Source organism: Chryseobacterium binzhouense (genome assembly GCF_007474545.1).
Lineage (GTDB): Bacteria > Bacteroidota > Bacteroidia > Flavobacteriales > Weeksellaceae > Chryseobacterium > Chryseobacterium binzhouense.
The window spans coordinates 175,832-202,544 of sequence record NZ_VKOG01000003.1 but is presented as its reverse complement, the minus strand read 5'-3'; the positions used below and the strand labels follow the sequence as shown (position 1 = coordinate 202,544).

General features: G+C 34.9%; 25 protein-coding genes and 3 tRNA genes. 13 read left to right on the top strand and 15 right to left on the bottom strand.

All coding sequences use genetic code 11. The annotated features are described in order from the left end of the window. Nucleotides 1–168: 168 nt before the first annotated feature. A complete protein-coding gene (locus FNE73_RS09600; RefSeq protein ID WP_143884394.1) occupies nt 169–456 on the top strand; it encodes a GNAT family N-acetyltransferase in 288 nt (95 codons plus the stop codon). Between the two features lies 1 nt (nt 457). Here the strand turns inward: FNE73_RS09600 and FNE73_RS09595 are convergent, their stop codons facing one another. Then, nucleotides 458–1,549: an MBL fold metallo-hydrolase gene (locus tag FNE73_RS09595; RefSeq protein WP_143884393.1), complete on the bottom strand. Its 1,092-nt coding sequence runs from the start codon at nt 1,547–1,549 to the stop codon at nt 458–460. A gap of 149 nt (nt 1,550–1,698) precedes the next feature. On the opposite strand from FNE73_RS09595, the gene FNE73_RS09590 reads away from it, so the two are divergent. Next, on the top strand, nt 1,699–3,225 hold the full coding sequence (locus FNE73_RS09590) for a S41 family peptidase (RefSeq protein WP_228430004.1): 1,527 nt from the start codon (nt 1,699–1,701) through the stop codon (nt 3,223–3,225). 97 nt (nt 3,226–3,322) lie between these two features. Here FNE73_RS09590 and prmC read toward each other — a convergent pair whose 3' ends face one another. Genes prmC through FNE73_RS09570 form a run of 4 tightly spaced genes read right to left on the bottom strand, consistent with a single transcriptional unit; the run spans nt 3,323 to nt 6,257 of the window. After that, a complete protein-coding gene (gene prmC, locus FNE73_RS09585) occupies nt 3,323–4,174 on the bottom strand; it encodes a peptide chain release factor N(5)-glutamine methyltransferase (protein WP_143884392.1) in 852 nt (283 codons plus the stop codon). After that, complete coding sequence (gene yaaA, locus FNE73_RS09580) at nt 4,171–4,929, bottom strand: peroxide stress protein YaaA (protein ID WP_143884391.1); 759 nt, start codon at nt 4,927–4,929, stop codon at nt 4,171–4,173. Before yaaA ends, prmC begins: the two co-directional genes overlap by 4 nt. A gap of 2 nt (nt 4,930–4,931) precedes the next feature. Beyond that, nucleotides 4,932–5,633 (bottom strand): CPBP family intramembrane glutamic endopeptidase, encoded by a 702-nt coding sequence (locus FNE73_RS09575; protein ID WP_143884390.1) that lies wholly within the window; start codon nt 5,631–5,633, stop codon nt 4,932–4,934. Between the two features lie 12 nt (nt 5,634–5,645). Beyond that, nucleotides 5,646–6,257 carry an L-threonylcarbamoyladenylate synthase gene (locus FNE73_RS09570; protein ID WP_089742678.1) on the bottom strand — a complete coding sequence of 204 codons (612 nt, stop codon included), beginning with the start codon at nt 6,255–6,257 and terminating at the stop codon, nt 5,646–5,648. 100 nt (nt 6,258–6,357) lie between these two features. Here FNE73_RS09570 and FNE73_RS09565 point away from each other — a divergent pair. From FNE73_RS09565 to FNE73_RS09555, 3 genes are all read left to right on the top strand, one after another. Beyond that, nucleotides 6,358–6,430: transfer RNA gene (locus FNE73_RS09565), tRNA-Met, on the top strand. A gap of 36 nt (nt 6,431–6,466) precedes the next feature. After that, a tRNA-Met gene (locus tag FNE73_RS09560) sits at nt 6,467–6,539 on the top strand. Nucleotides 6,540–6,579: 40 nt separating this feature from the next. After that, nucleotides 6,580–6,655, top strand: a tRNA-Met gene (locus FNE73_RS09555). Nucleotides 6,656–6,733: 78 nt separating this feature from the next. Here the strand turns inward: FNE73_RS09555 and FNE73_RS09550 are convergent. Further along, nucleotides 6,734–7,234 (bottom strand): hypothetical protein, encoded by a 501-nt coding sequence (locus FNE73_RS09550; RefSeq protein WP_143884389.1) that lies wholly within the window; start codon nt 7,232–7,234, stop codon nt 6,734–6,736. Nucleotides 7,235–7,502: 268 nt separating this feature from the next. Here FNE73_RS09550 and FNE73_RS09545 point away from each other — a divergent pair, with 268 nt between their 5' ends. After that, nucleotides 7,503–9,488, top strand: coding sequence for a urocanate hydratase (locus tag FNE73_RS09545; RefSeq protein WP_143884388.1), 1,986 nt, complete (start codon nt 7,503–7,505; stop codon nt 9,486–9,488). A 141-nt stretch (nt 9,489–9,629) separates the two neighbouring features. Here the strand turns inward: FNE73_RS09545 and FNE73_RS16735 are convergent, their stop codons facing one another. The 6 genes from FNE73_RS16735 to FNE73_RS09520 all read right to left on the bottom strand — a co-directional run bounded on the left by FNE73_RS16735 (nt 9,630) and on the right by FNE73_RS09520 (nt 13,797). Beyond that, nucleotides 9,630–9,779, bottom strand: coding sequence for a hypothetical protein (locus FNE73_RS16735; protein ID WP_185147325.1), 150 nt, complete (start codon nt 9,777–9,779; stop codon nt 9,630–9,632). Continuing rightward, entirely contained in the window at nt 9,766–10,404 is a 639-nt protein-coding gene (locus FNE73_RS09540) for a zeta toxin family protein (protein WP_228430035.1), read from the bottom strand. Before FNE73_RS09540 ends, FNE73_RS16735 begins: the two co-directional genes overlap by 14 nt. A gap of 178 nt (nt 10,405–10,582) precedes the next feature. Then, nucleotides 10,583–10,870 carry an endonuclease domain-containing protein gene (locus tag FNE73_RS09535; RefSeq protein WP_262711338.1) on the bottom strand — a complete coding sequence of 96 codons (288 nt, stop codon included), beginning with the start codon at nt 10,868–10,870 and terminating at the stop codon, nt 10,583–10,585. A 667-nt stretch (nt 10,871–11,537) separates the two neighbouring features. Then, nucleotides 11,538–12,329, bottom strand: coding sequence for a TIR domain-containing protein (locus FNE73_RS09530; protein WP_143884386.1), 792 nt, complete (start codon nt 12,327–12,329; stop codon nt 11,538–11,540). A 58-nt stretch (nt 12,330–12,387) separates the two neighbouring features. Next, nucleotides 12,388–13,230 carry a macro domain-containing protein gene (locus tag FNE73_RS09525; RefSeq protein WP_143884385.1) on the bottom strand — a complete coding sequence of 281 codons (843 nt, stop codon included), beginning with the start codon at nt 13,228–13,230 and terminating at the stop codon, nt 12,388–12,390. 3 nt (nt 13,231–13,233) lie between these two features. Beyond that, nucleotides 13,234–13,797 (bottom strand): TIR domain-containing protein, encoded by a 564-nt coding sequence (locus FNE73_RS09520; RefSeq protein WP_143884384.1) that lies wholly within the window; start codon nt 13,795–13,797, stop codon nt 13,234–13,236. Between the two features lie 536 nt (nt 13,798–14,333). Between FNE73_RS09520 and FNE73_RS09515 the strand changes: the two genes are divergently transcribed. Continuing rightward, the gene (locus tag FNE73_RS09515) at nt 14,334–15,029 is read left to right on the top strand and encodes a DUF6261 family protein (protein ID WP_143884383.1); all 696 of its coding nucleotides are present in this window, start codon (nt 14,334–14,336) and stop codon (nt 15,027–15,029) included. Between the two features lie 61 nt (nt 15,030–15,090). On the opposite strand, the gene FNE73_RS09510 is transcribed toward FNE73_RS09515, so the two are convergent. From FNE73_RS09510 to FNE73_RS09500, 3 genes are all read right to left on the bottom strand, one after another. Next, nucleotides 15,091–15,723, bottom strand: coding sequence for a hypothetical protein (locus FNE73_RS09510; RefSeq protein ID WP_143884382.1), 633 nt, complete (start codon nt 15,721–15,723; stop codon nt 15,091–15,093). 496 nt (nt 15,724–16,219) lie between these two features. Beyond that, nucleotides 16,220–16,525: a DUF493 family protein gene (locus tag FNE73_RS09505; protein WP_130913624.1), complete on the bottom strand. Its 306-nt coding sequence runs from the start codon at nt 16,523–16,525 to the stop codon at nt 16,220–16,222. Nucleotides 16,526–16,543: 18 nt separating this feature from the next. After that, nucleotides 16,544–17,224, bottom strand: a complete 681-nt coding sequence (locus FNE73_RS09500; protein ID WP_143884381.1) for a DUF4197 family protein — start codon at nt 17,222–17,224, stop codon at nt 16,544–16,546. Between the two features lie 446 nt (nt 17,225–17,670). Here FNE73_RS09500 and FNE73_RS09495 point away from each other — a divergent pair, with 446 nt between their 5' ends. From FNE73_RS09495 to FNE73_RS09470, 6 genes are all read left to right on the top strand, one after another. Beyond that, nucleotides 17,671–20,493 (top strand): SusC/RagA family TonB-linked outer membrane protein, encoded by a 2,823-nt coding sequence (locus FNE73_RS09495; protein ID WP_143884380.1) that lies wholly within the window; start codon nt 17,671–17,673, stop codon nt 20,491–20,493. Nucleotides 20,494–20,504: 11 nt separating this feature from the next. Next, nucleotides 20,505–21,968, top strand: a complete 1,464-nt coding sequence (locus tag FNE73_RS09490) for a RagB/SusD family nutrient uptake outer membrane protein (protein WP_143884379.1) — start codon at nt 20,505–20,507, stop codon at nt 21,966–21,968. Between the two features lie 84 nt (nt 21,969–22,052). After that, nucleotides 22,053–22,817, top strand: a complete 765-nt coding sequence (locus FNE73_RS09485) for a LamG domain-containing protein (protein ID WP_228430001.1) — start codon at nt 22,053–22,055, stop codon at nt 22,815–22,817. Nucleotides 22,818–22,819: 2 nt separating this feature from the next. Continuing rightward, nucleotides 22,820–24,205, top strand: coding sequence for a glucoamylase family protein (locus tag FNE73_RS09480; protein ID WP_228429998.1), 1,386 nt, complete (start codon nt 22,820–22,822; stop codon nt 24,203–24,205). Nucleotides 24,206–24,271: 66 nt separating this feature from the next. After that, nucleotides 24,272–25,654: a glucoamylase family protein gene (locus FNE73_RS09475; RefSeq protein WP_143884377.1), complete on the top strand. Its 1,383-nt coding sequence runs from the start codon at nt 24,272–24,274 to the stop codon at nt 25,652–25,654. A gap of 289 nt (nt 25,655–25,943) precedes the next feature. Beyond that, nucleotides 25,944–26,663, top strand: a complete 720-nt coding sequence (locus FNE73_RS09470) for a carboxylesterase family protein (RefSeq protein ID WP_143884376.1) — start codon at nt 25,944–25,946, stop codon at nt 26,661–26,663. Nucleotides 26,664–26,713 lie beyond the last annotated feature (50 nt).

Below are 26,713 nucleotides of genomic sequence, written 5' to 3'. Positions count from 1 at the left end.
TAATTTACGTGATAGATCAAATTAATTATATTTTTAAAATTAATTATTAAAATCTATAATATTTCAATACGCTATCTAAATTACAAATTTTAGTTTGAAATATTCATTAAATTTTTGTAGTTTTAAAATGAAAACGATCTCAATATCAACCATTATAAATAAGTTATTATGAATAATATTAAATTTCAAATATCTCCGTATCAAGATGAGCTTCAACTTATTATAGATGATGAAAAAGTTGGGTATATGTCAATCTCTTTAGACGGGAGGCTTCTGAATGTCTACTATACAAAAATTGATGAAAAGCATGAAGGGCATGGCTTTGCAAAGCTGCTTTTAGACAAGCTTGTAAATTATGCCGAAGAAAAAGATCTGATGATAGATCCGGAATGCGATTTTGTAAGGCAACAGCTAGAAAATCACCCGAAAAGATATAAAGGAATCTGGCACGATTAAGTTATTGCCACCACCGTTCGAATGATGTTTCATCATTGTGGAGTTCTAAAACTTCGCCAATTTTCGGTGTTAAAACTTTAATGTTGTGTTCTTTTGCCAAAGAAGTCACTTTTTGAAGCGGTTCGTTCCAGGGATGAAGCGCCAGTGCAAATTTTCCGGAATGAACAGGGATTATTTTCTTTGCATTGATATCAAGACTTGCCTGTATCACATCTTCCGGTAGCGCGTGAATATATTTCCATGCTTCATTATACTGTCCGTTTTCCAGAATGGCAAGATCAAAAGGTCCGAAATTTTTTCCTATATTTTTAAAATGGGTATCATAGCCGCTGTCGCCGCCCAAAAATATCTTCATTGAAGATGACTGAAGTACGTAGGATGTCCATAAAGTATTGTTTCGGCTAAATTTTCTTCCGGAAAAGTGTCTTGCGGGTGTAAAGGTAATCTTAAATTGTTTTTTAAGCTCAACAACAGCGTCCCAGTCTTCTTCTATTAGCTGGTCTTCAGAATATCCCCATCTTTCAAAATGCGCTCCGACTCCCAAAGGAAGAATGACTTTTTCAACCCTGTTGCGGATTGCTTTTACCGTAGGAAAATCAAGATGATCGTAATGATCGTGGGTAATGACAAGATAATCAATAGCAGGAATATCTTCAGGTTTAAAGATATCTGAACCTTCAAAAGCTTTGTTAAATATCGGAAAAGGCGAGCCGTATTTACTTAAAACAGGATCTATCAAAAACGAAACACCTTCAATTTTTAAGAAGTAAGAAGAATGTCCCAGCCAGACAAAAACATCCTTATCCTGAGGTAAATTCTTCAGGTCTGAATGTATTGCGGGTATAGCCTGGGCAGGCTTCAATAAAGGATCTTTTTTGCCTAAAAAAAATTCTGACATTACTTTGGGCATAGAATAGCCTTCTGCAAACTGAGGAGTAAAACTCTGATTCTGAAACTGCTTGTTTTTGAAGTTTTTAGACTGTAAAATTCTTTCCCGGCGTTTTCCTTTCGGATTTGCTCCGAAAACTTCTGATGAAAGAATGAAATAAGCCGATACAAATAGTACAGCAATAATAATTAAAAAATAGATCATTTGTTTTTTTTTTTTTAAATATAAAACAATAATGAATGATTCTTAATAATGATAAAGTTAATCAACTTTTTTAACTGACGGATGAGTTTCTGTTTTACTTTTTATTTTCAATAAAGTTTTAGTAATTTTATTTTTTAAACCGCTTAACCTTGAAATATCTTTTTTTTATTGCTTTAGCAGTCATTTTTTCTTCCTGTACTTCTGTGAAAAACTATAACGAGCAGAGACTGGAAATGATCTCTCCGGAAAATCTCAGAAAAGATGTAGACTTTGCTTATTCTAAACTTCAGCAGCTTCATCCAAAACTATACTGGTACATCTCTAAAAAGGAACTTGATTATAAATTTGACAGCATCAAAAATACGATAAATAAGCCGCTCAATTCTGTACAGTTTTATTTCAAATTGCAGCCTGTTATTGCGCAGATCAAAGAAGGTCATCTTTCTCTTAGAATGCCTGCAAAAAGATTTTCAAAAAAAGAAATTAAAACACTGAAAAATAAAAAAGGACTTTTCGGAAGATTTGAGTACCGTCTTGAGGGTGAGCATCTTTATTTTACAGAGAATAAAGATTCTGTTGAGAATATTAAACCGGGAACAGAACTCCTGAGTATTAATGATGAACCTGTTTCAAAATATATCATAAAATATAGTAAATTAATCAATAGTGATGGTGAAAATACGACGTTCCAGCCTTATTATCTGAACGATGTTTTCTTTAATTTTTATGTTGCTGAAAAAGGAATTCTGGACAGCGCAAAAATTGAAACGCTTTATGAAAACAAAAGAAAGCAAATCATTTTAAAACGACAATCAAAGAACGAAAAAGAGCTCGAAAAAGAAAAAACAGACCGAAAAAGAACTCCTGAAAAAAAGATCAACGATTATGTAGCATTCAGCAATTCTTATAACAGGAGTTTTAAATTTCTGGACAGAGACAGTACGGTTGCATATATGAAGATCAAGAGCTTTTCGGGAACTTTCTCACAGAAATTTTATAAAGAAACATTTTCTAAAATTAAAAATGCCCAATCTTCCTATCTGATTATTGACATCAGGAACAATTACGGAGGCTCGCTTTCTGAGATCAATAATCTCTACTCTTATCTTGCGAAAGAACCTTTTGTCCTGATCAAACCTTCAGAATTAACCTCCAGAATGAGTCCGTTCAGAACCAATTATTTTCGAAAAGCCAATCCGCTGCAGTATACTTTCAAAAGTCTGGCTTATCCCGGTTACTTTTTTTATCAGGCTTTTAATGTTTACAAAGGCAAAGACGGAATTGTGTATTACAAGAGGAAAGAAAATAAATCTACAAAGCCTAAAGAAGATGCTTTTTCAGGGAAAGTATATGTACTCATCAACGGAAGCAGTTTCTCTGCCTCATCGGTAATTTCGTCAAAATTAAAGTATAACAAACGAGCTGTTTTGGTAGGTGAAGAAACGGGAGGCGCCAATGACGGAACGGTAGCAGGATTTTATTCTTATCAAAAGTTACCCCATTCTAAAATAGAATTTCCGATTGGCTTGCTTTTGGTGCAGCCTAACATTGAGTTTGAAGGGAAACAGCGGGGCGTTGTTCCTGATGTTGAAGTCATAGAAAGTTTGCAGGATGTAATTGATAAAAAAGATGTGCAGCTGGAATGGATTTTAAACAATATTGCTGCCCATAAATAATTTTGAGTCTTTCAGATATAATATCGAAATTTCCTTTTAGCCGTAAAAAAATGCAGAGAAAAGACAACCTTGTAGGAGTTCAATCTTTATTCAGTCTTTATTTTTTAACTACTATAAATCTGTCATTTCCGCTAAGATCTTTTATTAGTTCCGCTTCAGTGAAATCTTTTTCATATAAAGCCAATGTTTCATGTCCTAATTTCTGATTGATTTCAAGAAATACAAACCCGTTTTTATGCAGATATTTCTTTGCATCTTTTGCAATTTTTCTATAAAAAATCAGCGCATCTGAAGTAGGAGAAAACAACGCCATTGTGGGTTCAAAGTTTTTAACAGCATCAGCAATTTCAGTTTCTTCATTTATTCCAATATAAGGTGGATTTGAAATAATAATATCGAAATTCTGCTTCAGATCGTAATTAAGATAATCAGCATGAATGAAATGAATGTCAGACTGATGAAATTCTGCATTTTTTCTGGCAGTTTTCAAGGCTTCTTCAGAGAAGTCAACGGTGTAAACTACAGCTTCAGGAAAATGTTTTTTCAAAACTAAAGGAATGATTCCGCTCCCGGTTCCGATATCAAGAATTTTCATATCCTGAATTTTGAGTTCAGAACTTTGGATTTTTTGTAGTGCAATTTCCAGCAGCTCTTCCGTTTCCGGACGTGGAATCAGCACATTTTCATCCACAAAAATTTTCATTCCGTAAAATTCAGTTTCACCCAAAATCTGCTGATAAGGTTTTCCTGTTTTTAGTTCTGAAATAATGTGTCTGAATTTTCTTTCATGTTCTTCTGAGATTTCCTTATCTGAAAACTGTCTTTGTTGAATTGTATTCCAGCCCAGAATATGTTCGGCAAACAGTTGAAACATAAAACGGTTTTCCGATTCTTCATATAAATCAGAAATGTTTTGAGCAAAAATTTTCTTTATTTTTTCAAATTTCATCGTACAAAAACAAGATGGTTATCCGTTGATTTTTCTTCATCAATTCTGTAGCCTTCATAGTTGAATGCTTTTACATCGTTCAGCGTTTCAGCATTATTTTCTGCGCAGAATCTTGCGACGAGACCTCTTGCATGTTTGGTATAAACAACAATGGTTTTCAGTTTTCCTTCTTTCAGCTCATAAAAATCGAAATTAATCATCTGATGATTCAGTTTTTTTCGGTCAATTACTTTTACATATTCGTTGCTTGCAAGGTTAAGAAGGATTTCATTTTTTTTCATCTCAGAATTAAGCAGATCAGTTACTTTTTCTGTCCAGAAGCTGTAGAGGTTTTTATATTCTTCAAATTCAAAATTTCTTCCCATTTCCAGACGGTAAAGCATTACTTTGTCAGAAGGTTTTAGTAATCCATACAATCCGGAAAGTATTCGGTGATTTTTTTGAAGATAATCCACGGCTTTTTTATCTAAGCTTTTGGCATCTAAACCCCTGTAAACTTCTCCCGTAAAAGCAAATAGGGCAGGACATGATTCTTTTGCCGTTGGTTTGGCTTTCCATTTTTGGTTTCTTTCCCAGTTTTCGTCAGCGAGTTTAGACGAAATTTCCATTAATTCTGAAAGATATTTGGGAGTTTTTTCTTTTAAATAAGATTGGATTAATGCTGCTTCATCAATAAATTTGGGTGTTGTGGAACGAAGAAGATCAGTTGAATAATCTACATTCATCAGTTTTGCGGGAGAAGTTATAATTTTCATAACTATAATAAAGATAAGTGTTTAATATCGATCAGATTCATCATCATCAAAGAAATGAAATCAATAAGAAAATGACAGATGATCAGAATTTTAATATTGGAATATACTTTATAAAACATGGCAAAAACAAGTCCTATAAAAAACGGAACCGCAACTTGCCCGATTGTTCCGTAAGTACTGTGAAGAAGTCCAAACAAAAGTGCAGAACCCACCACGCCCAGCATCGGACTGTTATAAATTTTTTCAATTCTTGGCTGAATGTAAGCCCTTATCAGCAGTTCTTCAATCACTCCTGCGGTAAGACAGGTAAATGCTATTAGCAGATAATTGTCTTGAAATAAAATTTTGAACTCTGCGAGTCTTTTGCTGATTTTTTCTTCTGTCAGAAAAATGATAATACCGTTCAGAAGAGCACCGCCAATTGTACATATAAGATACAATACGGCAACAGCACTCAAATAAAACAGAAAAGAATATTTTTTATCTTCCCAAACGAAAAAAGATCTGTCTTCTATAAAGAAATTATACAATAAAACCAATGCTAAAACCAGCCATAGCGAAAGTCTGTTATAAAAAAACAAATCTGGTGTTACTGCTTTATACTGGAAAAAAATATTGATAACAGGCATTGAGTACAGCATAAAAGCAGTAAGCAATACAAAGGTGAGGATTATACCTAAAGAATATCTACCGTTTAAACTCATTCTAAAGCAGATCTATATTTCTCCTTTTCCCTGACGAATGATCTCTGGTTCACCGGAAGTTAGATCTACAATGGTTGATGCTACATTATCTCCATAGCCGGAATCAATCACAATATCAACCAGATGATCGTACTTTTCAGCAATGAGTTCGGGATCAGTAGAATATTCAATAATCTCGTCGTCATCTTTAATAGACGTAGAAGCGATAGGGTGTCCCAGTTTTTCTACAATTAACTGCGGGATAGGATGATCAGGAACCCGTATCCCGATAGTTTTGTGGTTTTTGTAGGCTAAAGGCAGGTTTTTGTTGGCATCAAGGATAAAAGTAAACGGACCCGGAAGATGGCTTTTCAGAAATCTGAATATAGAAGTATCAATAGGTCTTGTAAAATCCGAAAGATGGCTCAGATCATTACAAATGATAGAAAATTTTGCTTTTTCCAGTTTTTGCTTTTTTAGCTGGGCAAGTTTTTCCATTGCTTTAATGTCAAAAATATTACAACCCAAAGCATATACCGTATCAGAAGGGTAGATGATAAGTCCACCATTATTCAATGTCTTAATTACCTCATTGATAAGATTTTCCTGAGGATTATCTGGATATATTTTTAAAATTTTTGCCATAAACAAATGTACGAATATTTAGATTGAATCAAAGAATATGCCTTATTTAAAAGAAAAACTTGCATTTTTAAGAATTATTCGTATATTTGCAGTCCAATATCGCGGGGTAGAGCAGTAGGTAGCTCGTCGGGCTCATAACCCGGAGGTCGCACGTTCGAGTCGTGTCCCCGCTACTAAGGTCACTTACCATTTAGAGTGCAAAAATATATCGCGGGATGGAGCAGTAGGTAGCTCGTCGGGCTCATAACCCGAAGGTCATCGGTTCGAGTCCGGTTCCCGCTACTAAGCATAACGTTTTCGGTAAACGTTTCAGAAAATATACCGCGGGGTAGAGCAGTAGGTAGCTCGTCGGGCTCATAACCCGGAGGTCGCACGTTCGAGTCGTGTCCCCGCTACCAACAGGAGAATCAGAAATGATTCTCCTTTTTTATTAAACTGGTTTTTACTGATTATTTTTCTAAACCTGAAAATCTTGGCTATTTATTCATCAGAATATTCTCAATAGAATGCAAGATTTCCTGCTCTGTAATTTCTTCATTAAGATTTTCTATAGAATAAGTTTGCTCTTTAAGAGCGGCACTTCCTGTTCCGTTCTGAAAAATAGTATCCTCGTGAATTTCGATTCTTTTGGAAACAATATTTCCGATAAACATGATATGCGGAAATTTACTGTTGGTATAAAAATTAGAATCAGGATTTCTGGAAATCTGAAGTTTGATATGAGCTCTGGAATTGATTCCTTTTCCTTCCCGGTTTTCCTCATTTACTGAGATTTTACATCCAAAACCGTTTTCTCTCAGCATTCTTCTGAATTCCTGCATTTTGGGATCAATAATATTTTTGCAGAGTTTTTTGAACTCTTCAAGAAAAAGATCTTCTTCGGTTTTCTTCTTTTCCAGACTTTCTTTCAGTTTTTGTTCTTCACTTTTTAGGTCAGAAAAAATACTTTTCAGTTTATTCAGGTTTTCTTCTCTCATTTGATGTGTATTTTAATATTGATTGTAAAACAGTTATATTTAATAAATAATTCTTCGGTCTATCTGGATTCTGTAAAGTTTCATACAAACACTTCCGCAGATGCCAAATATAAAAAACCTGATGATTTTGTGAAATACTTTTTGCTTCAAAAGCTTTTTAAAACACATGTCGAAGCCTGTTTCAGGTATAAATTTTTCTTTATATCTTTAAAACCTTGATTTTAGAACTATAATTTCAGCATTCAACCAAAGAATTTTAAACTGAACTATGACTTTCAAAGAGCAAATACAGCAGGGTATTCCAAGCCAGCTGCCACAACCGAAACCATACGAAACCAACATCAACCACGCTCCGAAACGTAAAGAAATTTTAACGGAAGAAGAAAAAAAATTAGCATTAAAGAATGCTTTACGGTATTTCGAACCTCAATTTCATGCAGAGTTAATTCTGGAGTTCAGAAAAGAACTTGATGAATACGGAAGAATTTATATGTACCGTTTTCGTCCGGATTACGAAATGAAAGCCAGACCAATTTCTGAATATCCCGGAAAATCTGAGCAGGCAAAAGCGATTATGCTGATGATTCAGAACAATCTGGATTATGCTGTAGCGCAACATCCTCACGAATTGATTACTTACGGTGGAAACGGAGGAGTTTTCTCCAACTGGGCGCAGTATCTTTTAACCATGAAATATCTGTCTGAAATGACGGACGAACAGACTCTGGTGATGTATTCCGGTCATCCGATGGGATTATTTCCTTCGCATAAAGATGCGCCGAGAGTGGTCGTGACAAACGGGATGGTAATTCCTAACTATTCTAAACCCGATGACTGGGAAAAATTCAATGCTTTGGGGGTTTCGCAGTACGGGCAAATGACTGCGGGAAGTTATATGTATATCGGTCCGCAGGGAATTGTTCACGGAACAACAATTACGGTTTTGAATGCATTCAGAAAAATAAATAAAGCACCAAAAGGCGGATTGTTCGTGACTTCAGGTTTGGGCGGAATGTCCGGAGCACAGCCAAAAGCAGGAAATATTGCAGGTTGTGTGACGGTTTGTGCAGAAGTTAACCCGAAGATTACCAAGATTCGTCACGACCAGAAATGGGTGAACGAAATCCATGAAAATCTGGATAAACTGGTAGAAAGAGTAAGAAAAGCGCAGGAAAATAAAGAATCGGTTTCTCTGGCTTATCTTGGAAACATCGTTGAGGTTTGGGAAAAATTTGATCAGGAAAACATAAAAATTGATATTGGCAGCGATCAGACTTCGCTTCACAATCCTTGGGCGGGAGGATATTATCCTGCCGGACAAAGCTTTGAAGAATCCAATATCATGATGGCAGAAAACCCTGAATTATTCAAGGGAAAAGTTCAGGAGACTTTGAAAAGACACGCTGCAGCCATCAATAAACATACAGAAAAAGGAACGTATTTCTTTGATTACGGAAACGCCTTTTTACTGGAAGCTTCAAGAGCCGGAGCCGATGTAATGTCAGATCATCCTACGTTGGGAAGAGAGTTCAAATTCCCTTCTTACGTTCAGGATATTATGGGACCGATGTGTTTTGATTATGGTTTCGGACCGTTCCGTTGGGTTTGTGCAAGCGGAAAACCGGAAGATCTGCAGAAAACGGATGAAATTGCCTGCCAAGTTTTAGAGGAAATGATTAAAACTTCTCCGGAAGAAATTCAGCAGCAGATGAAAGACAATATTCAGTGGATCAAAGAAGCGCAGGAAAATAATCTCGTGGTCGGTTCGCAGGCAAGAATTTTATATGCCGATGCGGAAGGAAGAATGAAAATCGCTGAAGCCTTCAACAAAGCTATTGCCAACGGAGAAATCGGAGCGGTGGTTTTGGGAAGAGATCATCATGATGTATCGGGGACAGATTCTCCGTACAGAGAGACTTCCAATATTTATGACGGTTCGAGATTTACGGCAGATATGGCGATTCACAATGTGATTGGCGACAGTTTCCGTGGAGCAACCTGGGTTTCCATCCACAACGGAGGCGGAGTAGGATGGGGCGAAGTCATTAACGGTGGTTTCGGGATGTTGCTCGATGGAAGCGATGATGCCGACAGAAGATTAAAATCAATGCTTTTCTGGGACGTAAATAACGGAATTTCAAGACGAAGCTGGGCAAGAAATGAAGGTGCTGTTTTCGCCATTAAAAGAGCCATGGAAGCAGAACCGAATCTGAAAGTGACGCTCCCGAATTTTGTGGATGAGAGCTTGTTTTAAAATGTCATTGCGAGGACGAACGACGAAGCAATCTCTTAAATCTGCACAAGTATTTTAAACGGATTGCTTCGCTTTGCTTACAATGACAGATATAAAAAAACCTGCTGTGAGGCAGGTTTTTCTATATAATATAATAATTTATTAAAGTTTGATTTTCACAATCTTATTGTCACGCAGAACTACTAGTTCACTTTTTTTATTTTTTTTAAATTCCAAAAGTTTTTCGTACGTTTTTTCAAGCCCTTTCAGTATTTTATTTCTTTCTTCTATCTGAATTTCAATTGTTGTCATAATAGTTTTTTAAAAGGTTAAATTTTTCGTGATTTATGATGTTCATTAAGCCATCAATTTGTTTGTCAGCTAAAAATTGATGTTGCCCTTCGGAATTATCAAAAATTAAAGCTCCATCAACAATAGGAAGATAAATATCGAATAGATTTTTAATTCCTCGGATATATCTTCTTGCAATAATTTCCGGTTCAATATTATGTCCGCCCTCAGAAACTCTTGTTATTACACGTTCTTTAGCTAACTCAATATTTTGAAGCCAAAAAAACAGTAAAGTTACTCTGTAACCTTTTGCCTTTGCTTCGATGATTTTACTTTTATAGCTTTTAGTGGATAATGTTGTTTCAAAAGCAAAGTTTTCATTTTCTGATAATAGCTCATTAATTCTATTAAGCATTATCCTTCCAGCTTCGAAAGAAACCTTTTCCGGCTGAAAAGGCGATAATCCTTTTGCAATCTCATCTGCATTTACAAATTCTTTACAGTCCAGAATTTCAGGCAAAATAGTGAACGAAGCTGTTGTTTTACCAGCACCGTTGCAACCTGCTATAATGTAAAGCTTTTTGTTGTTCATTTTCGCAAAATTACATTTTTTTAGATAAACTTTTGCTTTCTGCTGTTTAGAGATATTGTAAACTCAGTGTTTTAGTTAAATTAAATTTGAAAGTTATGCTCCCGAATTTTGTGGATGAAAATCTCTTTGACTAAGAATTCCCCTCCTTTGGAGGGGTGGCGATTCGGCAAAGACGAATTGACGGGGTGGTTATGTTGAATGAAGCAAGCCACCCTGTTAATTTAAATAAACATCAACTATAATTCTCAACAATAAAATTCTCGAGATCTTTCATTGCTAAAGGGAGATTTTGCTTTACATCCCAATCGGTAATTCTAAAAATTTTCAAACCCAGACTTTCCAGAAACTTTGTTCTTTCCAAATCATATTCTTGTTTAAAGTCGTGACTTGTCCCATCAATCTCAACCACAAGTCCCAAAGTTTTCACATAAAAATCAACAATATAGTTACCGATAATTCTCTGTCTGTCAAAATCAATATGGTGAAAAGTTTTACTTCTAACCTGTTTCCAGAATAACACTTCTGACAGAATTCCTAATTTTCTTTTTTCTTTGCTAAAGGCTTAAGTAGAGGATTGTAAGGCAGGTTTTCAACGGAGTTTCGATAGATAATAATGCCGTTTACGTGTGTTAAAATCTGTTTTTCTAACATTTATGTTTTTATTTTGAACGAAGTTACGTTTTTTTCAAAATGGAACTGACCACCCCGTCTTAATTTTCTTTTGAAAATTAATCCACCCCTCCGGAGGAGGGGAATCTCCACACGTCTTTTTTTTTGTTTAAAGATAAAATGGTGAGATTAACTTTGTCAGAAATAAGGTGCTGTTTTCGCCATTAAAAGAGCCATGGAAGCTGAACCAAATTTGAAAGTAACGCTTCCGAATTTTGTGGATGAGAGTTTGTTTTAAAAACGTCATTGCGAGGAGGAACGACGAAGCAATCTGTTGAATCTGCACAACTATTTTAAACGGATTGCTTCGCTTTGCTTACAATAACAGAAATAATAGAGGCTGTCTCACAACTAGTGAAAACAGCCTTTTTTTGTCTTTTTTCTCGACCTCCTGTCTGAGAATGGTTTTCATTTAAGAGATTCTCAACCCACTTCGTAGAGTTCCGAGACGGACTCATTTTGTGATAATGCTGATCTATAATTTTCTTTGTGTTTAATAATAAAAGATCAAGCTTATTTCATTCACCTTCGGCTTCATTTTGCATATTTAATATTGCATCAATTTCTCTTGCAATTGTAATATTTGGAATGTTGTATTTATCCTTTAGAAGCTGTTTAATAAAATCTTTGGTGAATCCTGCGTCAAGATGATCTTTTATTAATTGTAACAATTCTCTTCTATTAATATGATTTGAATCAGCCGATTGTAATTTATTTCTGTTAAATGATTCCATGTTTCTAAGTCTTCTATCTAACATTCTAACTGTCGATAATACATCGCCCATTATATCACTTTCATCTCTTTTTTCCAAATTTTCATTTTCTGGAGTATTAATTATAATAGTAGAAAATTTACTTTCAAACTGTGGCCAATATGTGTTAAAAACTTTTTCAAGAATGGATTCTTTAAGTGCTCTATCTTTTAATGTTAAATTAATAGTTCTAACTAATTCCCATACACCTTCTTTTGTTGGAAATGTATGATTAAATTGAGCCAAAGGATTTTCCAAATCATTCGGAGTTAAATCTATGAGAAATGTACATACTCTATTAGAATTTAATCCTTTAGCTAAAGCACCAGATTCAAATAAAATCCAAGGTTTGTTTTTATTCTCCTTTGTTAAACAAACGATTCCTACTCCAGTTGCTGCCAATTGATCTGATATTTCGGTAAACCATAAAGCTCCACGATCTATATCCTTTGATGACATCCAAGGGTCAACAACTTGGATAACACATTGAATCCAATCGTCCAACAATTCAGCAACCTGCCTGCTTCTCTCTCCAGACCAACTTATAAAAACTTTCATATAAAATGGGTGTTATTTTTTATTAAAAAACTGTAAATAATTTCTACATAATTAAAAATTACAATCCTGATTCAATTGATTTAAGATTGAATAGATTAATCTGATCTATTTTGTCTTTATGTATAACAATAGTCAATTTGGCAGGATATTTAAATTTCATCTCACTTAGTTTAAATGTCCAAATCATTATCTTTAATAAATCTTCGTCATTAATGTTTTTATGTTCTTTTAAACGAGTAATACCAGATCCAAAAACTGGAACTGAAACATTTTTTTGAGCATACACGCGATTGATTCTGTCCCAAAAATTGATTAAAAATTCAATATATTCAGGCATTGTTAACGTCGCTCTATTATACTCATCAAATTTGGCAAAGGCAGTAATTACAAAATCATTATAGACAAAAATTGTACTTAACTTAAATTTTACATTTTTCCCACCCTTTTTTCTGTAGAATTGATTATCAATAACATCTGAGTTATCTGTTTGAGTAGCAATAAAGTTATCAAGATCGTAAACTTTATTTTGGAAAAAACGATCAATAAAAATTCCATTAAGTGAGCTTTGTGATATAATTTTATCATCAACAATAGTGTCAAAAAACTCATTGAAAGGAATTGTTTTAAGACCATTTTCTAGAAATAAATCACCACATTTAATATTTACATTACTTCCATCTATATTTATATTTATGTTAGTAAGTTTATTTGCATAAATCCAAATTCCGAAGTACGCCAATATTAACAAACCAAACGATAGATATCCGAGATATTTTAAATAATTTTTATGTTCCTCTGGAATTATATTAAATAATAATATAAAAGATAAAACACCTGAAATTACTGAAAACAGAAACCAAAATTTGCTTCTAACATTTTTATCTAAAAATTTAACTTTCATTGATTATTGTTTATAAGTATAGTCATCATTTTTTTTAGCTGAACCATATCTAAAATCAGAATTATTTAAAGCAGTTCTTATGGTTTCTTTATTTAAAGGTATATGTAATACAGGTACCTTAAATTTTGAGTCTCTAAAAATGGGTAATTTATTCCATAAAGATTTTACTCTATTGTTTATATTTTTATCAGAAGTTAATAAATCTTCTTTATTTTTCAAATTAGGATATATTACAATTACTGGTAAGTTTAAAGTGTTAATTCCGTAGTCTATCTCTTCATTTATAGCTCTAGAATTTAGAGTATGATCACTTAGAAATAAAATAATATTTTTCGAATTTCTTAACCTTTCACGAAGTCTTGGCTTTAGTGTATTTTCCCAATCACTACTATCACGAACATTATATGTTGTGTCGTGTGCATTACTAAATGGAAATGTACTGTCAAAACCTTTCCAAGCTTTTAACATATTATAATAACAAAAATCTTCAGTTGCATAAGCTCTTAATGATGATTCGCTAAATGGTTCTTTAACGTAAAATGCGCAGTAATTGTATATTTTACTCATGACTTGTATTCTTTTTTAAGTAAATTTAATATTATGATCTTCAAATATATTAAACATATATGATAAACAATTCCGTATTTTAACGGAAATTCACTTAGTAGTTGAATTAAAACCACTCGTATAAGCAATAACTCACAAACACCCTTAAAACAAACCTCCTACATCTTCATTTTGTTTAAAACAAAGTTATCTGTAACTTCTGTAGTCCTTCGGAAGTCTCCAACAAGTTGCGGGAAACCTTTGGAGGACTTCTTTAGTTTAAAACAAACCTGTTGGTAACTTCCGGAGCACTCCGTTGGTTTGAAACAAGTCTGTTTGTAACCAAAGAAGTTTTTCAGCTTTTTAAATCGCTATAATTAACCGCAAAGGTTTCGACAAGCTCAACCTGACAGGTTATCATATACATGTAGTATTAGGATTGTCAGTCTGAGCCTGTCGAAGACCTTTTTTGAGAATTAGTAAGTAAAGAAATATTAAATAATATTCTAATTTTTATATATTTGAAATATCATTTATTAATTAAAAAACACAAACGTATGAAAATTACACTCACTAAGTTGAGCACTAAAGATCTTGCGACTTTAGCTCAAAGAATTATTTCCAACAGTCAGTCGGGCAAATATTCTGTCATTACCGATCATCCTCTTACCACAACTCTGCAAAACTCTTACACCGAATACGATAAGGTCTACACCAAACAAATCTACAGCGGAAAAGGAAAAGATGTTGCCACAGCAGATCATGAAAGGGATGTCGCTTATACCAATCTGAAAGCCTTTCTCAACGGTTACCGAAAGCTGTCTTCTGCACCCAATTATCAGTTGGCGGAGGATTTGTACGGCATCTTCAAAACCTTTGGGCTGAATCTGGATCGTTTAAGTTATTCTTCACAAACCGCACAGATAAAAAAACTGATCGAAGAACTGGAAACTCACGAAAACAGCCAGAAAATAACGGCTCTTTCCTTAAATACGGCTTTCGCAGATATGAAAACCAAACATGAAGATTTTGAAGTACAGTTTGCAGATCAGGCAGAAGCCAATGCAGACCTCCGACAAATGACGAGTGCAAGTGCCATCCGCAAAGATCTTGAGAAAAACCTGAAAACCTACCTCGGTCTTTTAACGGCAATGAAGAATGTTCCCGGTTGGCAACTGCTCTACAGTGATACGAATGAACTGGTAAAAGCAGCGAAAAATTCGGAAGTAAAGAAAGGTGAAAAACCATCGTAAATAATGACTCAGCAGACCGCTGAGTTTTTTCATATTCCTGCCATTGATGTGTTTTTGCTTTTTATTTATTTGCTTTAAAGGTCACACCCAAAGAAAAGACAGGTTTTGTGAACTGGCTTCCGGTAGAGAAATCTCCTTTTCCGAAAACGAACTGGTAACCTGCCCGTGACGTAAGGTAAAGTGAAACTTTCTGTTTGCTGATCGTAGTAAGTCTGTAGGAAAAATCAAATCCGCCCTGAATGTTATAGAATAAGTCGCGGTTGAGTCTTCTGGGAACTTTATACGGATTTGCGTTCCAGACACCGTCCAGATCATTATAAAAAATTTCGTTCGTTTTGTCATCGGGATTGACGAGTGCCACAAGATACATTCCGCTAGAAAGATAAGTACTAAAAAAAAGCTTTTCGGTATTCGCAAAATCATTCTGAACCATAAAGTTGAGCGTGGTATGCTGAGAGCGGGTTCTTTCTGCTGAAAAGCCAAAATTCTGAGGGTGCTTTTCCAGAGCGAAACTTACGGCACCACCCAAAGAAATTTTTTCATTAAGATAAGCTCTCGCATTGAATTGTGAGGCAGGCTGATAACTGCGGATTGCAGGCTGCATCTCGACACCTGCATAAACGGCTAATTGATCTGTTTGCGCAAAACAACATGTGCCTGCTGAAAGTGCTAGAATATAGAATGTTTTTTTCATGACAGTGATGTTTTAGGTTGATCAAAAAGAGACAAAAAATGTTTCTGAAAACAATTGCGTTCTTTATTTGTAAGACGCTAAAAATCCTGTCATGGTTGCCTGAATAAAGGGAAAAATGTAAAAGCGTTTAAGTGAATGTTTCTTTTTAGCTCAGTCCAATAAGGAAATTTCTCCTTCACTGGTACGAATATCTTGCTTGTATTAAAAAATCCCAGCACGAGCCTGAAGTTTACGTTAGCAAAGTGTAATATTAAAAATTTCCATCATCCAAAACATATTTGTAAACGTCCTGACTTCTTCATTTGTTTAAACAATCTTTTTTAGCTTCCGAAGGGCTATGATTGAATTCTCGTGCAAGTTATATAGAAACTCCTGAGAACTTATTTGATTTAAAACAACAGTGTTTGTAAGTTCCGGATTGCTCCGCTGGTTGATGCATTATTTGTAAACAAAAAAGGCCGGCAATTGCCGACCCTGTAATTTAAAAATTTTTATTCTATAACAAAATAACATTTTCAATTTTTGCCACTTCCTGATAAATAAATACTACCTGATCTGCATCCAAAACGAACGCATTGATGTTGCAGGCAGTATATTTGCCGTTTTTACTCTCGCGGTTGCTCATGGTAAATTTGATGCCGTCGAAAACTTTATAGATTTCGGTAATCTTGGCTTCATCGGTCGGAATGATGAATTTGAACAGATAATCTTCCGGAAAATCATGATTATTTTCCAGTTTTTCCTTTAAAGAATTATAAAAATCCTCAGGACTTGCGTGGTTATTTCCTTGTAATATTTCCATACTTAAAGATAGTAAAAATTATTTTTTCCCGAAAGGTCCGAGAAGGGTCGCAGAATTTTGCTTTTCGTGATCTTCAATGATGTTAAAAAGTCCGTTCACAATCTGTTCGGAAGCCAGAATGCTCAGTCCGCCTGCGTTGACATTATTTGTATTTCCTCCTAAAAGGCTTCCCAATAAATTGCTTCCCGAAAGAGCGGTATTGATTGTCTTTACAATGCCATATTTATTAAGTTCCTGCTCAACTCTTGGTGCAATAGCCTGGATAAGCTGTGCCTGAGTTTTTTCTTTCAAAATTAAAGTAGCAGTTCCTTTCTCTCCCTGAATAATGCGTGTGACATCCTGTGCATTAAGACTGTTGACTGCGTTCTCCAGAATAGGCTTGGATATTTGTACGGTGTAGGCTGCAGCTTCGGCAATATATTCTCTTTGTTTGGCAACAAGAGAGGGTGCAATTTTTTCCAGAGTTGAATTAATATTTCTTAGTTCGCCCGGTAAAGCCTTGTCTACAAGATTGTTTTGTAGAAAAGCTTCTTTGTTTCCGTAGATATTGGCTCCTTTATTGATGCCACCCAGTAGAACTCTTTTGATGACCGCTAAACCTAAATCTGTGGTGGCAAGCGTAGAACACGACTGAACACTTGTAGTAATTACTGCTGTTGTACTAAAAATGATAATTGCAGCAAAAATATATTTTTTCATAGTAGAGATTACTGTTGTTATTAATAAAATAATAAGAGTTACTGTTGATTCCTTTTAAAACTCCAAAGGTAGTTACAATAAACTCTGCATCAAAAAACTTCTATAATGAGATTTTTTCAAGCCTAAACTTAAGACAAATTTAATGCCCTTTTTTGTTAAAAATTTCAAAAAAGAACTCTTGCTGTCATTTTTGGATCTTTTTATTGCTTCATTATGAAAAAATGAAAAAAAAAGTAATGTGAAATTGATAAAATTATCCATATAAATAAAAAAAGAATTAGTTAAAATTGTGGATAATTTAAAAATAAACTAATAAAACTAGCTTTATTAAAATTTTTTTAAGAAATATTAACAACTTTCATAAATTTTTCTATTTTTGAGATAATGTCTTATTTTGAACATAACAAACTGACGACATTAAAGAAAACAAGATAAAATTAAACTATATGAAACAAACTAATTTAAAGTATTCCTGTCTTATTGCCGTTCTCTACTTCGGAATGAACGTCAACGGACAGACTACTCCTCAGGACACTGTCGCCAAAGAGCAGAAAATAGAGGAGGTGGTGATGATTGGGTATGGTACTGCGAAAAAACGTGATCTAACCGGATCCATTGTTAAGGTTGATGGTGGTGAAGTTGCTGATAAGCCAGCATCTAACCCATTGAACTCATTACAAGGTAAAGTTGCAGGTTTATCTATTGTAAACTCAGGACAGCCGGGTTCACAAGCGGATGTAAGGATTAGAGGTACTGTAACCATCAATGGTGTAAATCCTGTCTATATTGTAGATGGAGTATTTGCAAACAATATTGACTTCCTAAATCCTGCCGATATAGAATCCATGGAGGTTTTGAAAGATCCATCATCACTTGCTATTTTTGGAAGCAGGGCGGCAAATGGTGCTATAATTATTACAACAAAAAGAGGGAAAACTGGAAGAACAAGTATTACTTTAAATTCATCTATTGGAGTAAAATCGTTTGATAACAGACCTGATCTTACTAATGCTGCACAATTTAAAACTTTGTATAACGAAGATTTACTTCAGCAAAATAAGCCTGCTTATGATTTTGGATTATTCAACGGTGATACCAACTGGATAGATGAGATAAGTAAAAAAGGAGGCATAATCAATCAGCATAATGTAACTATAGCTAATGGTAGTGAGAAGAATAGAATGAGTTTTTCTTTTGGTTATCAACAAGAAGATGGTTCTATAAAGTATGAAGAATATGAAAGATTAACTTTTAAATTCAACGATGATCTGAAAATTTCCAATTCTATAAGAACAGGTCTTGGATTTACAGGCTCATACGGCAAATTACCTCAGTTGAGAAGCTTTGGATCTTCACTAAACGCAACACCTGTTATTTCCCCAATAAATATGACTCCGGGTCAGTATTTTGGTTTATACAATTCCTTACCTCAAGAATTAGGTGCTGCACAGATTGGTAATCCTCTTGCTTTGGTAGAAGGTCACAGGTTTACGCAGAGAAATAGAGACTTTCAGTTTAACCCTAATGCTTACATAGAATTTGATTTCTTCAAAAACTTTACATTTAGGTCAAATTATTTCTTAACCTATAGAAATGGTTCAGGTAGAGGATATGAACCTGTGTTTAACGTATATATTCCTGAAACAAACAGCATAGCACCATATTCTGGAAGAATTTTATCCACAGTAAATCAATTTGAAAACAGAGATTTAACTTTCCAACAAAATCAATTATTGACCTATAAAAATAAATTTGGACAGCATGATTTGACTGTGATGGCAGGTTTTGAAACAGTAAATAGAGAGTTTACTTCAATGTCCGGTAATGCTCGAAGCAGTTTAACAAATCCTATGGGGCAAATGCCAAATGATCCAAGATTCTGGTATCTAAGCTCAGATTTTGTTGATCCTGCTACTAAATCAATTAATACCAGTCAATATAAACAGAGACAAGTTTCTTTTTTTGGTAGAATGTTATACAATTTTGCAGGCAAGTACATGTTAAATGGGTCTTTAAGAAGGGATGGTTCTTCTATGCTAGCTCCAGGTAATAGATTTGATACTTTCTGGTCAGTTGGTGCTGCTTGGGAAGTAACCAAGGAGGATTTTATGAAAAATTTATCTTTCATCAATTACTTTAAATTGAAAGGTTCTTACGGAGATCTAGGTAATCAATATACACCGAGAAGCTATTTTGGGTATCCTGTTTTCTTGGAAGGGGGAACTGGTGTTTTTAATGGTAATCTTTATCCGGCATTTGTACCAGAATTTAGAACAACGCCTGATTTGAGTTGGGAACATTTAAAATCATACGAATATGGATTTGAATCAAGCTTTTTAAACAGAAGATTGTCAGTAGACGCTGCATATTACAATAAGAGGACTGAAGATTTATTAACTTTTATTCCAGGAAATCCTGATTTCTTCATCAATGGAGGTTCTATAGAAGCAAAAGGGTACGAATTTACAATTGGCTGGAAAGATAAAGTAGGTGAAAATTTTTCTTATTACATCAATGGTAATTTGACAACAACAAAAACAAAGGTTTTGAACACTTATGAAGACGGTTACTATTCTATAAATGGACCATCAATATATAAACAGGGATTGCCAATTGGAGCATTTTATGGTTATGTTGTAGATGGAGTATATCAAACTAATGCTGATATTTTACTTTCCCCAACTTCCACGATTGGGACACCAGGACCAGGTGATTTAAAATATAGAGATATTAATGGAGATGGTCAAATAACACCAGATGACAGAACAATGATTGGTAATCCTACTCCTGATTTTACGTATGGTTTTAGTGTAGGTGCTGATTATAAAGGAGTGTTTTTTAGTGCAGATTTTTATGGAGTTTATGGTAATGAGGTATTTAGAGATTGGGGAAATGGTAGTTCTTTTGCTCCGTTTAACTATAGAAGTGAGAGAATGGATAGATGGACTGGACCTGGTACATCTAATTGGGAACCAAGAAGCTATACTGGATCAGCATACAATAGAGAAAATTCAACTTATATGATAGAAGATGGAAGTTTTTTTAGAATTAGAAATGTACAAGTAGGTTATAACTTTAGTAAAGAGCTTGTAGGAAGATATAAACTTGAAGGATTAAAACTCTATGTAAACGTACAAAATCTGAAAACATGGGATCGTGTAAACGGATTCACGCCAGAATTTGGAGGTTCTGCAACAAGGTTTGGAATTAATAACAGCGGATATCCAAATCCAAGAATAACTAGTTTTGGAATTAGTGCAACATTTTAAAAAAGAAAATAATGAAAATAAAAAATCTTAGCAAAATTTTATATACTGTAGCTTTTTCTGCAGCAGTTTTATCTTTTAACAGCTGTGGTGAAGATTGGTTAGATTTAAAGCCTGAAGGCAGACCTACTGTTGGTGAAGTGCCGTTAGGTGGTTTTGAAGCAAAAGCGTTCGGTCTTTATTCTAGTTTAAGAACTCAAGGCGGTGTAAGTGATTTTTCTTATGTCTGGACACATTGCATTCGTGCAGATGATAATGAGAAAGGAAGTACAACAAATGATGGTGCTACAGACGGAAATGTTTTTAATAACTTTGCTTATGTTGCTACAAATGGAAACATCACAAGCGATTGGAATGGTCATTACAAAATTATTTATGATGCCAATGAATTAATAAATACAGCAGAAGCTTCAGGGGACACATCATCTGGGACATTAGTTAATATTGCGGAAGCAAAGGCAATCAGAGCATTCTGCTATTTTGAATTGAGAAGAGATTTCGGCGAAATACCTGTAATATTAAAAACAATTGCAACACCAGTAGACGAAATTGCTCCAAAGAAAACTATAGCTGAAGTTGATACACAAATAAAAAAAGATCTAGAAGAAGCTGCAAATATTTTGCCTAATCAATGGCCTTCAGTTTATCTTGGAAGAGCAACGAAAGGATTGGCAAATTCTCTTTTGTCAAAGTTGTATTTATACCAAGGAAATTATGTTAAAGCTTTAGAGTATGCAGAATTTGTTATCAATTCTGGAATGTATCAGTTAAATAGCTCCTATGATGCTGAGTTTACAAAAGCGGGTAATAATTCAAAAGAATCTATTTTAGAGGTTCAGAAGACATATGATTTTCCAACAAAATATACCAATAATTTCTATGAATCACAAGGGGTTAGAGGTTCAGGAACTTGGGATTTAGGATGGGGTTTCAATGTGCCGTCAACAGAATTAGTTTCAATATATGAAAATGGGGATCTTAGAAAAAAAACTACTATCCTTACTTCTGGAGGTCCAGATATTTATAATACTCCCAATTTAACATTACCATCTTCTCCTCCACTGGCACAACAATATTGGAATGGAAAAGCCTATACTTTACCTTCTGAACGAACTTTTTATGCTCAAAATAAAAATCATTGGGAAAATATTAAACTTATAAGATATGCTGATATTATTTTAATAGCTGCCGAAGCTGCTTTACAGTCTGGAAATGCAGGAAAAGCTACAACTTATCTTAATATGATAAGATCAAGAGCAGGCTTATCAAACATTACTGCCACTTTAGCAGCAATTAAACACGAGAGAAGGGTAGAGTTTGCTATGGAGTTTGAAAGATTTTATGATTTAGTAAGATGGGGAGATGCGATAAATGTTCTTTCATCAAAAGGTTATCAGGATAAAAATAAGTATTTCCCTATTCCACAAACAGCAATCGATAAAGCTCAAGGTGTACTAGTTCAAAATCCAAATTATTAATTTAAAATGCTTAGAATGAAAAAGTTTTTAATCAACATAGGTGCATTATATACAATATCTGCAGCTGTTTTGTCATGTCAAGATTTGGATAGACCAGAGTTGGAAGACTATCCTCAGGATAATGCTGTTTTACCAGCCGGATCATTAAGGTTTTATGTTCCTTTTGATAAAGAGGATAGCAGATTAAGATATCAGTTTTCAGAAGAACTTTCGGGCTACCCATCTTTTACTCCAGATAAATCTATTCAAAGTGAAGCTGGTATCTCAGGAAAGGCATACAAAGGATCTTCAAGTGCATTTTTGAAATATCTTAATCCTAATGATTTTGCAGCTAAAGCAAGTAGTTTTACTATCTCGTATTGGATGAAACATGGAGCTACTACAAACAATGCAGAACATATTTTCAGTATTCCTTCATCTAATGGGCATTGGTCAAAAGGTTCTATGATGCTCATGAATGAATCTACATCAAATGGTATTGCTGTAAAAATGATTTTAGTAGATAAAAATAAAGTTGATACTTGGCTTACTTGGGAAGGTGCAGGAAATGCAGTTCCGGTTTCTGGTTTTTTTGATAATCAATGGCATCATTGTGCATTTGTTTATAATGCTAATAACTCTTCATTGACATTTTATAAGGATGGTGTTCAGTTTGGAACTCCAAAGACTTGGGGAACACATGGGGGAGTTAATATGGATGCTACTAAAGTAACAGGCTTTAATCTTGGTGGTCAATCTGGTACAGATAGTTGGATGAAACCTTGGGCAGGAAACTTAGATCAATTTAGAATGTATGATAGTGCTTTAAGTAGTACTGAAATAAATGATTTATTTGTAAACAAAAAATAGTTTTGAATTTAAAACCCATATTAACAATAGCAACTGCCATATTTCTATGTGGCAGTTGTTCTTCTGACTCTTCTGAAGAGGGAACAAACGAAAATCCTATTGTCACGCAGCCTACCCAATACACCGACACCCAGCTCATCGAGATGGTGCAGAAAGATGCATTAAAATATTTTTGGGATTATGCAGAAAGTAACTCTAAACTGGCCAGAGAAAGATACCATACCGATAATCCGGGACAAGATGCTCACGTTGTTTCAGCGGGAGGATCTGGTTTTGGATTAATGACAATTCTGGTAGGTATTAAAAATGGCTACGTTACGAAAGCTGAAGCTATCTCAAGATTATCAACTGCATTGAATTTCCTTCAGAACGCTGACCGTTTTCACGGAGCATGGCCTCACTGGATGAACGGAAACAATGGTCAGGTAATCCCATTCAGTCAAAAAGATAACGGCGGAGATTTGGTAGAAACAGCTTTCTTAGCTCAGGGCTTAATCTGTGTAAGAGAATATTTCAAAAACTCTACAGATCCTTCGGAGATCGCATTATCGCAAAAAGCAGATACACTTTTCAAAGGAATCGAGTGGAGTTGGTACACCAAAGGTGAAAACACATTGTATTGGCATTGGTCTCCAAATTATAATTTTGAAATGAATATGCAGTTGAAAGGTTTTGACGAAACTTTAATTACATATGTAATGGCAGCAGCTTCTCCGACTCATACAATTACCAAACCGGTTTATCAGCAAGGTTGGGCGAGAAGTGGTGCTATTGTCAATGGAACTTCTCAATATGGTCTCCCATTAGTAGTCAGTCATAATACAGCACCCGGAAATGTAGGTCCTATGTTTTGGTCACATTATTCATTTATGGGATTAGATCCTAGAGGATTATCGGATGAATATGTCAATTACGGCAATGCTACTACAAATCATGCAAAAATCATGTACCAATACTGCGTGGCAAATCCGAAAGGCTGGCTGGGTTACAATTCAAAAAGTTGGGGACTTACAGCAAGTTATTCCAGAAATCCGCTCACAGGAGGTCATGATTACGCTGCACATCAGCCAAGCAATGATTTAGGAATCATCACGCCTACGGCAGCACTTTCAAATATGCCTTATACACCAGTTGAAAGTATGAATATGTTGAGGTTTCTTTATAACGAAAATTATAATAAGTATATCGGTGTAGCAGGACCTTATGATGCATACTCTGTACATTATAATTGGGTGACACCACGGTATTTGGCAATAGATCAGGGAACCATTGCTCCTATGATAGAGAACCATAAAACTCAGTTTTTATGGCAATTATTTATGAATGCGCCGGATGTAAAACAAGGTTTAATCAAGCTTGGCTTTCATTCATCGCAATACGGATTTTAATAAAATCAAAATTTGCTTAGCTGAAGTTTAAAATCTTCAGTTAAGTTTTAACCATAAAATTTAAAAATGAAAAAGATACTACTGACAGGAGGTTTAGCATTAGCCGTAATTTCCTGCAAAAACAACCAGATCAGTCAGAATATTTCAGACACAGCTGCTGTCAAATCCAACACAACTGACGAGCAGTTGATGGACAAAGTTCAAAAAGATGCACTCAAATACTTCTGGGATTACGCAGAACCCAATTCCTTTTTAGGGAGAGAGCGCTACCACGAAGACGATATTTATCCCGATAAAGACAAGCACGTTATTACAACAGGAGGTTCAGGATTTGGCTTGGCAACAATATTAGTTGGAGTTGAAAGAGGCTTTGTTCCAAGAAAGGAAGCTGTTAAAAGGCTCACAACCATGATGGATTTTCTGGCGAAAGCCGAGCGTCACAAAGGAGCCTGGTCACATTGGATCAACGGAGAGACAGGCAAAACCGTTCCTTTCGGAAAAAAAGATAATGGAGGAGATTTGGTGGAGACGGCATTTCTAACTTCAGGTATTTTGATGGTTCGCGAATATTTCAAAAACGGAAACACCGAGGAAAAAGCTTTAGCCAAAAAGTGTGACGAACTTTGGAAAGGAATTCAATGGAACTGGTACACCAAGGGTGGAGAAAAAGTTTTGTACTGGCATTGGTCACCAGAATATCAATGGGATATGAATTTTCCTTTGCAGGGGTATAATGAATGTCTGATTACTTACATTCTCGCTGCTTCGTCGCCTACGTATTCTATCGACGCAGAAACGTATTACAAAGGCTGGACAAGAAACGGAACTTACCTTTCAGATAAAGAAAAATACGGACTGCCGATGTATGTGAAACACAACGGAGCCGAAGAATATGGCGGGCCTCTATTCTGGGCGCATTATTCCTATATCGGTTTAGATCCTACGAATTTATCAGATAAACTTATCAAAAATTACTTCGATTTAAATAAAAATCAGGTACTTATTGATTATAAATACTGCTTAGAAAATCCAAAGCAGTGGAAAGGTTACGGACCCAATTATTGGGGATTAACGGCAAGTTACACACGCAATAAAAACGGTGGAACAGGCTACAATGCACATTTTCCGCAGAATGATCACGGAGTAATTACTCCTACAGCAGCATTGAGCAGTTTTCCGTATTCACCAAAAGAATCTATGGAATTTTTGAGATTTATTTATACTCAAAAGCCTGAATTTATTGGTTCTGCAGGACCTTATGATGCAACTTCTATTCATTATGACAATTGGTTTACGACAAGATATTTAGCGATAGATCAGGGTACAATTGCGCCGATGATCGAAAATTACCGCACAGGATTTCTCTGGAAATTATTCATGAACGCACCGGAAATTCAACAAGGATTAAAGAAGTTAAGTTTCAAATCAGAGAAATATAACATCAAATAATTTTTTTAGGAGCTATTTCCCGCTATCCGCTGTATCTTTTTTGTTGCAGTCTCCGCTTCACTCCGCCTGCAACAAAAAAGGATGCCGCTTCTATCGGGGCTAATAACAAAGAACTGCAAAAATATCCTTGTCAAGGTTTCAAACCTTGACAAGGATTATAAAGCAGAATATAGAAAACTTAATGGCAAAAAGCTCCGGAGGAGCGATCAGTTAATAGCAAAATAAGACCAGTTAAGAAAGCTCCATAGGAGCGACTTATTAATTAAAATATCAATGTTAAAAATATTAAATGAAATTAAGCATAAAATTACTTCCTGTTTTATTCTTCGGGCTTACCACAATTACAACAGCTCAGGAAATAAAAACAGAACTCAATAAAGAAATCAAAAGACAGGAAAAAATTTCCTACATTTTAGATTATCCTCAAAATGCAAAAGGAAATGTTCCATTGATCGTGTTTTTACACGGCTCCGGAGAAAGGGGAAACGATCTCGAAAAAGTAAAAGCGCACAGTCCGTTTACGTACAAAAATCTCATCAAAGAGCCTGTTGCAATTTTGGCACCTCAATGTCCTGAAAATACGTGGTGGGATACGGTAACCGTATATCATTTAATCAAAGAAATTCAGTCAAAGCATAAAATTGATGACTCCAGAATTTACCTTACAGGACTTTCTATGGGAGGATGGGGAACATTAAAATTAGCAATGGAACATCCTGAAATGTTTGCTGCGGTAGTTTCGGTTTGTGCGCCTACAGACCGCGTAATGTATGCCAATATTCATCAGTACAAAAATTTAAATATGAAAATCTTTCACGGCGGGATGGATGATGTGGTTTTACCGGAAAATGCCTTTAATTTTTACCAAAAACTTCATCCTATCAATCCAACGGCAGAATTAACAATTTTCCCAAATGACAATCACAATTCTTGGGATTCTACCTATTCAAATCCTAAGTTATACGAATGGATGCTGTCAAAAAGAAAAAGCATCAGCGTAATTAAATGATAAAAAACTTTGAGAAATTAACTATTTAGTTTTTCTTTGCTTTAAAAAGA

Coding starts and splice junctions, on each gene's coding strand:
- FNE73_RS09600 (WP_143884394.1), top strand. CDS start 169: ATGAATAATATTAAATTTCAAATATCTCCGTATCAAGATGAGCTTCAA.
- FNE73_RS09595 (WP_143884393.1), bottom strand. CDS start 1,549: ATGATCTATTTTTTAATTATTATTGCTGTACTATTTGTATCGGCTTAT.
- prmC (WP_143884392.1), bottom strand. CDS start 4,174: ATGAAATTTGAAAAAATAAAGAAAATTTTTGCTCAAAACATTTCTGAT.
- yaaA (WP_143884391.1), bottom strand. CDS start 4,929: ATGAAAATTATAACTTCTCCCGCAAAACTGATGAATGTAGATTATTCA.
- FNE73_RS09575 (WP_143884390.1), bottom strand. CDS start 5,633: ATGAGTTTAAACGGTAGATATTCTTTAGGTATAATCCTCACCTTTGTA.
- FNE73_RS09570 (WP_089742678.1), bottom strand. CDS start 6,257: ATGGCAAAAATTTTAAAAATATATCCAGATAATCCTCAGGAAAATCTT.
- FNE73_RS09550 (WP_143884389.1), bottom strand. CDS start 7,234: ATGAGAGAAGAAAACCTGAATAAACTGAAAAGTATTTTTTCTGACCTA.
- FNE73_RS09545 (WP_143884388.1), top strand. CDS start 7,503: ATGACTTTCAAAGAGCAAATACAGCAGGGTATTCCAAGCCAGCTGCCA.
- FNE73_RS16735 (WP_185147325.1), bottom strand. CDS start 9,779: ATGACAACAATTGAAATTCAGATAGAAGAAAGAAATAAAATACTGAAA.
- FNE73_RS09530 (WP_143884386.1), bottom strand. CDS start 12,329: ATGAAAGTTTTTATAAGTTGGTCTGGAGAGAGAAGCAGGCAGGTTGCT.
- FNE73_RS09525 (WP_143884385.1), bottom strand. CDS start 13,230: ATGAAAGTTAAATTTTTAGATAAAAATGTTAGAAGCAAATTTTGGTTT.
- FNE73_RS09520 (WP_143884384.1), bottom strand. CDS start 13,797: ATGAGTAAAATATACAATTACTGCGCATTTTACGTTAAAGAACCATTT.
- FNE73_RS09515 (WP_143884383.1), top strand. CDS start 14,334: ATGAAAATTACACTCACTAAGTTGAGCACTAAAGATCTTGCGACTTTA.
- FNE73_RS09510 (WP_143884382.1), bottom strand. CDS start 15,723: ATGAAAAAAACATTCTATATTCTAGCACTTTCAGCAGGCACATGTTGT.
- FNE73_RS09505 (WP_130913624.1), bottom strand. CDS start 16,525: ATGGAAATATTACAAGGAAATAACCACGCAAGTCCTGAGGATTTTTAT.
- FNE73_RS09500 (WP_143884381.1), bottom strand. CDS start 17,224: ATGAAAAAATATATTTTTGCTGCAATTATCATTTTTAGTACAACAGCA.
- FNE73_RS09495 (WP_143884380.1), top strand. CDS start 17,671: ATGAAACAAACTAATTTAAAGTATTCCTGTCTTATTGCCGTTCTCTAC.
- FNE73_RS09490 (WP_143884379.1), top strand. CDS start 20,505: ATGAAAATAAAAAATCTTAGCAAAATTTTATATACTGTAGCTTTTTCT.
- FNE73_RS09475 (WP_143884377.1), top strand. CDS start 24,272: ATGAAAAAGATACTACTGACAGGAGGTTTAGCATTAGCCGTAATTTCC.
- FNE73_RS09470 (WP_143884376.1), top strand. CDS start 25,944: ATGAAATTAAGCATAAAATTACTTCCTGTTTTATTCTTCGGGCTTACC.